This window comes from Tabrizicola sp. (assembly GCF_051645465.1).
Taxonomy (GTDB): Bacteria; Pseudomonadota; Alphaproteobacteria; order Rhodobacterales; family Rhodobacteraceae; genus Tabrizicola.
Genome location: NZ_JBOFBI010000129.1, coordinates 1 through 4,605 on the forward strand (window position 1 = coordinate 1; position 4,605 = coordinate 4,605).

Here is a 4,605-nt window from a genome sequence, read left to right on the forward strand (position 1 = left end):
CCACATCTCCAGCTACAAGGACCTGCCCCTCACGCTCTACCACATCCAGTGGAAGTTCCGCGACGAGATGCGGCCCCGGTTCGGGGTGATGCGGGGGCGCGAGTTCCTGATGAAGGACGGCTACAACTTCGACGTCGACAAGGCGGCGGCGTTGCATGCCTACAACCGGCATATGGTGAGCTACCTGCGCACCTACGAACGGATGGGCCTGACGGCGATTCCGATGCGGGCGGACTCTGGCCCGATCGGCGGGGACGACACGCATGAGTTCCTGGTGCTGGCCCAGACGGGGGAGTCGGAGGTCTTCTACGACGACCGGGTGACCGGGCTTAAGCTTGGGGCCCGCGACATCGACTATGACGACCGCGATCAGGTGGCGAAGGTCTGCAAGGAGTTCACCACCCTTTACGCCCGCACGGATGAGACCCATGACCCGGCCATCTTCGACCAGGTTCCGGAGGCGCACCGCAAGGTCGGCCGCGGGATCGAGGTCGGGCAGATCTTCTACTTCGGCACGAAGTATTCGGCCGCGATGGGGGCCGAGGTGACCACCGCCGAGGGCACCAAGGTTCCGGTCGAGATGGGCTCGCACGGGATCGGGGTCAGCCGGTTGCTGGGGGCGATCATTGAGGCCTCCCACGACGACAAGGGGATCATCTGGCCGGAGGGGGTCACTCCGTTCCCCGTCGGGATCGTGAACCTGAAGCAGGGCGACGGGGCGGCGGATGCGGCCTGCGAGGGGCTTTACAAGGCGCTGGCTGCGAAGGGGCTGGAGGCGCTTTATGATGACCGCGACGAGAGGGCCGGGGCGAAGTTTGCGACGATGGACCTGATCGGGCTTCCCTGGCGGATCACGGTCGGGCCGCGGGGGCTGGAGAAGGGTGTGGTCGAGCTGACCTCCCGCCGGACCGGCGAGAGCGAGGAGGTCAGCCCCGAGGCCGCCGTCGACCGGATCGCGCAGATCTATGCGGGGCATCGCTGAGGGGTGGGCACGGTGCCCAAGCCCATGGAATCGCGAAAAATCAAAGGCTTGGCCATAGGTGTTCAAGAAATCTTAAGGTTTTGAGACCCGTGCAGGATGCCCGCCCCCTCACCTTTCTGGCATCTCATGCCTTGCCGATGCTGCTTCTGGGGCGCGGCGCGCCGGTGTTCCGGGGCATCGACCTGTCGGCACTTGGCTACCAGGCCGACCATCAGGCTGCGGGCGAAGGGGCCAACCATCTGGTGATCGCGCAGGCCTGATCCGCCGACACCCGGATCGCCCCTTGACCTTTCCCCGGCTACGGTCACCTCTACGGCGTCACGCACAGTTGGGGAGGCCGCCATGGACTATCGTCGCCTGGGTAAATCGGGGCTGAAGGTATCGGAGTTCTCGTTCGGGTCCTGGGTGACCTTCGCCAAGCAGGTTGACGTGACCCCGGCAAAGGCGCTGCTGACTGCGGCCTATGATGCGGGCATCAACTTCTTCGACAACGCCGAGGGCTACGAGGCCGGGCGGTCCGAGCTGGTCATGGGCCAGGCGATCCAGGAGCTGGGCTGGAGCCGCGACAGCTATATCGTGTCGTCCAAGGTCTTCTGGGGTGGGCCGAAGCCGACGCAGAGGGGGCTTTCGGCCAAGCACGTGACCGAGGCCTGCCACGCTGCGCTGAAGCGCCTGAGGGTCGATCATCTGGACCTGTACTTCTGCCACCGCCCGGACATGGACACGCCGATCGAAGAGACCGTGCGGGCGATGCACAACCTGATCGTGCAGGGGAAAGTGCTTTACTGGGGCACCTCGGAATGGTCGGGACAAGAGATCACCGAGGCGCATCTGGTGGCGCGGCGCGACGGGTTGACGCCGCCGACGATGGAGCAGCCGCAGTACAACCTTTTCGAGCGTGACAAGGTCGAACGCGACTATGCGCCGATCTATGACGGCCACGGCTTGGGCACGACGATCTGGTCGCCGCTCGCTTCGGGCCTCCTGACGGGCAAGTACAACGATGGCGTGCCGCAGGACAGCCGGGCAGCGCTTCCGGGCTATGAATGGCTGCGCGACATCATCGAGGGGCCGAAGGGCCGCCGCCGGGTCGAGCAGGTGAAGGCGCTGGCAAAGATCGCCGACGGGGCGGGGATGCCGATCCATCACCTGGCGCTTCTGTGGTGCCTAGCGAACCCACGGGTGTCGACGGTGATACTTGGCGCGTCGCGGCTGGAGCAGCTGCGGGACAACCTTGCAGCACTGGACCGGAAGGCGGCGATGACACCGGATCTGATGGCGGCGATCGAGGAAGTGGTCCAGAACAAGCCCGAACCGGCGCAGCGGTTCTAAGGGGGTAAGGCATGGCGAAGGCACTGGTCACCTGGGGCGGATGGGACGGGCATGAGCCGGACAAGGTGGCCGCACTTTTCGCCGGTTGGCTGGGCGAGGCGGGAATGGCGGTCGAGGTGACCGACAGTCTTTCGTGCTTCGATGAGCCCGAAGCGCTGAAATCCGTCGATCTGATCGTGCCGGTCTGGACCATGTCGCAGATCGGCAAGGATCAGGCGCTGAATGCCTGCGCGGCGGTGGCAGCGGGGACAGGGATCGCCGGGTGTCACGGCGGCATGTGCGATGCGTTCCGCGAGAACGTGGACTGGCAGTTCATGACCGGGGCGCAGTGGGTGGCCCACCCTGGGAACGACGGGGTGCGCTATGGGGTCCGCATGGTGTCGACCGATCCACTGGTGGCGGGGGTGGCAGATTTCGAGGTGGAGACCGAGCAGTACTACCTGCACATCGACCCAGTGGTGAAGGTGCATGCGGTGTGCGATTTCCCGGTGGCGGACGGCCCGCATGCTGTGAACGGGCCGGTGGCGATGCCAGTCGTTTTCACCAAGGGCTACGGTGCGGGCCGGGTCTACTACAACGCGCTTGGCCACAAGGCTCAGGTGATCGGCGCCGGCCCGGCAGCAGAGCTGATGCGGCGCGGCCTGATCTGGGCGGCACGGCGCGGCTGACGCTGCGTCATCTCTCGCGAAGGTGGCTTGAATTGTGGGAGGCCTCAGTCATGCTTTCGCAATATTGTTTTGCAAGACTTCTTTCATGACCTTGGCTGCCGATCATCACCGACTGATCAAACGCGAGTTCTCGCTGGGCGAGCTTCTGGCGGATGGAATCGTGCATGCCCTGGCGCTTTTGGCGGGGCTGATCGCGTTTCCGCTGCTGTTGGTCCATGCGCTGCAGACGGCGGGCGCGGGTACCTTCGTGGCGCTCGTGGTCTATGCGGCGGGGTTTTTCCTGATGTGGGGCTTTTCGCTGGCCTACAACATGACCCCGCCTTCGGCCCTGAAGTGGCTCCTGCGCCGGTTCGATCATTCGATGATCTATGTGATGATCGCGGGTACCTATACCGCACTGATCCCGCATCTGGAGAGCCACGCCTGGGCCTGGGCGCTGGGGGCCGTGGTCTGGACCGGGGCCACGTTCGGGATCCTGGTGAAGGTGTTCCTGCCGGGGCGGTATGACCGGCTTGCCATCCTCGCCTACGTGCTTCTGGGCTGGGTGGGCGTGATCGCGATCGGCCCGGTGACGGCGGCTTTGCCTGCGGTGTCGCTCTGGCTGCTGGTCGCGGGCGGGCTGATCTATGTGGCGGGCGTGGCCTTCTATCTGTGGGAACGGCTGCGCTTTCAGGCGGCGATCTGGCATGGGTTTGTCGCGGTGGCGGCCGGCCTCCATTTTGCCGCGGTCGCGGTGGCGGTGGCCTGAGCGCTCGTCCTACGGATCCATGGTCACGACAAGATTGCCGGGCTTATGGAAGCTTTCCGCCATGGCATGGGCTTCGCGCAGTTTCTCGAACGGCAGGACGGGGCCCAGGGCGGGGGTGTAGCCGCCCGCCTCATGCAGGGCGAGGAGGCGGCGCATGGAGGGCAGGTCGTCCTTGTTGGTCCCGGTGATGACGCGTCGGCCGTCGCGCTTGGGCCGCAATGCGGAGCCGAGCATCGCGGGAAGGTCGGCGGTGATCAGGACCAGCCGCCCGCTTGGCGTGAGAAGCGGGCGGGCGCCCTGCCAGCCAAGCGCTCCCATCACGTCGAGGATCACATCGAACGGCCCGGCGGGCGGGCCTTTGCGGTAGTCGGTGACGTCCTCCGCGCCAAGCTTCTGGGCGAACTGGTGGTTGGCCGGCGAAGCGGTGGCCGAGACCCTTGCGCCGAGGCGGCGGCCGATCTGGACCGCAGCACCCCCGACTGAACCCGTGGCCCCCGCGACAAGCAGGCGCTCACCGGGGGCAAGTCTGGCGCGGTCGATGAGGAACTCGGCAGCGGTGAGGCCGCCGAAGAAGAAGGCGGCGCCCTCTTCCAGGCTGAGCGTTTCGGGCAGGGGCAGGATGCGGCCATTCGCGGGGATCGTCAGGTACTCGCGATGCGCGCCGCCCTTGAAACCCATCAGGCCAATGACCCGCTGGCCCTTGGTGAAGCCGGTGACGCCCTGCCCAAGGCCCGCGACCTCGCCCGCAAAGGCCCAGCCGGGGGCGACGCGGGGGCGGCGAAGGCCGATGGCGAGGCGGAGCATCAGGCCACGGCCGCGGGGCACCTGGCCCGAGCGGAGCCGGGCATCCCCGGCGGTGACGGGGGCGGCGCGGA

Annotated in this window: 6 protein-coding genes; 5 read left to right on the top strand and 1 reads right to left on the bottom strand. The window is 66.5% G+C overall.

Annotated elements, in window-relative coordinates; genetic code table 11:
• The 5 genes from ACRCSW_RS08000 to trhA form a co-directional block, all read left to right on the top strand.
• On the top strand, positions 1 to 982 hold a 982-nt coding region (locus ACRCSW_RS08000), incomplete at its 5' end, for a proline--tRNA ligase (RefSeq protein ID WP_438704049.1).
• A gap of 89 nt (positions 983 to 1,071) precedes the next feature.
• Positions 1,072 to 1,242, top strand: coding sequence for a hypothetical protein (locus ACRCSW_RS08005; protein WP_438704051.1), 171 nt, complete (start codon positions 1,072 to 1,074; stop codon positions 1,240 to 1,242).
• 82 nt (positions 1,243 to 1,324) lie between these two features.
• Entirely contained in the window at positions 1,325 to 2,314 is a 990-nt protein-coding gene (locus tag ACRCSW_RS08010; RefSeq protein WP_438704053.1) for a potassium channel beta subunit family protein, read from the top strand.
• A gap of 11 nt (positions 2,315 to 2,325) precedes the next feature.
• Entirely contained in the window at positions 2,326 to 2,982 is a 657-nt protein-coding gene (locus ACRCSW_RS08015) for a ThuA domain-containing protein (RefSeq protein ID WP_438704055.1), read from the top strand.
• Between the two features lie 85 nt (positions 2,983 to 3,067).
• Positions 3,068 to 3,730, top strand: coding sequence for a PAQR family membrane homeostasis protein TrhA (gene trhA / locus ACRCSW_RS08020; protein ID WP_438704057.1), 663 nt, complete (start codon positions 3,068 to 3,070; stop codon positions 3,728 to 3,730).
• Positions 3,731 to 3,739: 9 nt separating this feature from the next.
• Here the strand turns inward: trhA and ACRCSW_RS08025 are convergent.
• Positions 3,740 to 4,605 (bottom strand): NAD(P)-dependent alcohol dehydrogenase (locus tag ACRCSW_RS08025; protein WP_438704058.1); only part of this gene is annotated, 866 nt, incomplete at its 5' end.

What these genes read in the sequence shown, in the direction of transcription:
- trhA (WP_438704057.1), top strand. Translation starts at nt 3,068, where the DNA reads ATGACCTTGGCTGCCGATCATCACCGACTGATCAAACGCGAGTTCTCG.
- ACRCSW_RS08015 (WP_438704055.1), top strand. Translation starts at nt 2,326, where the DNA reads ATGGCGAAGGCACTGGTCACCTGGGGCGGATGGGACGGGCATGAGCCG.
- ACRCSW_RS08010 (WP_438704053.1), top strand. Translation starts at nt 1,325, where the DNA reads ATGGACTATCGTCGCCTGGGTAAATCGGGGCTGAAGGTATCGGAGTTC.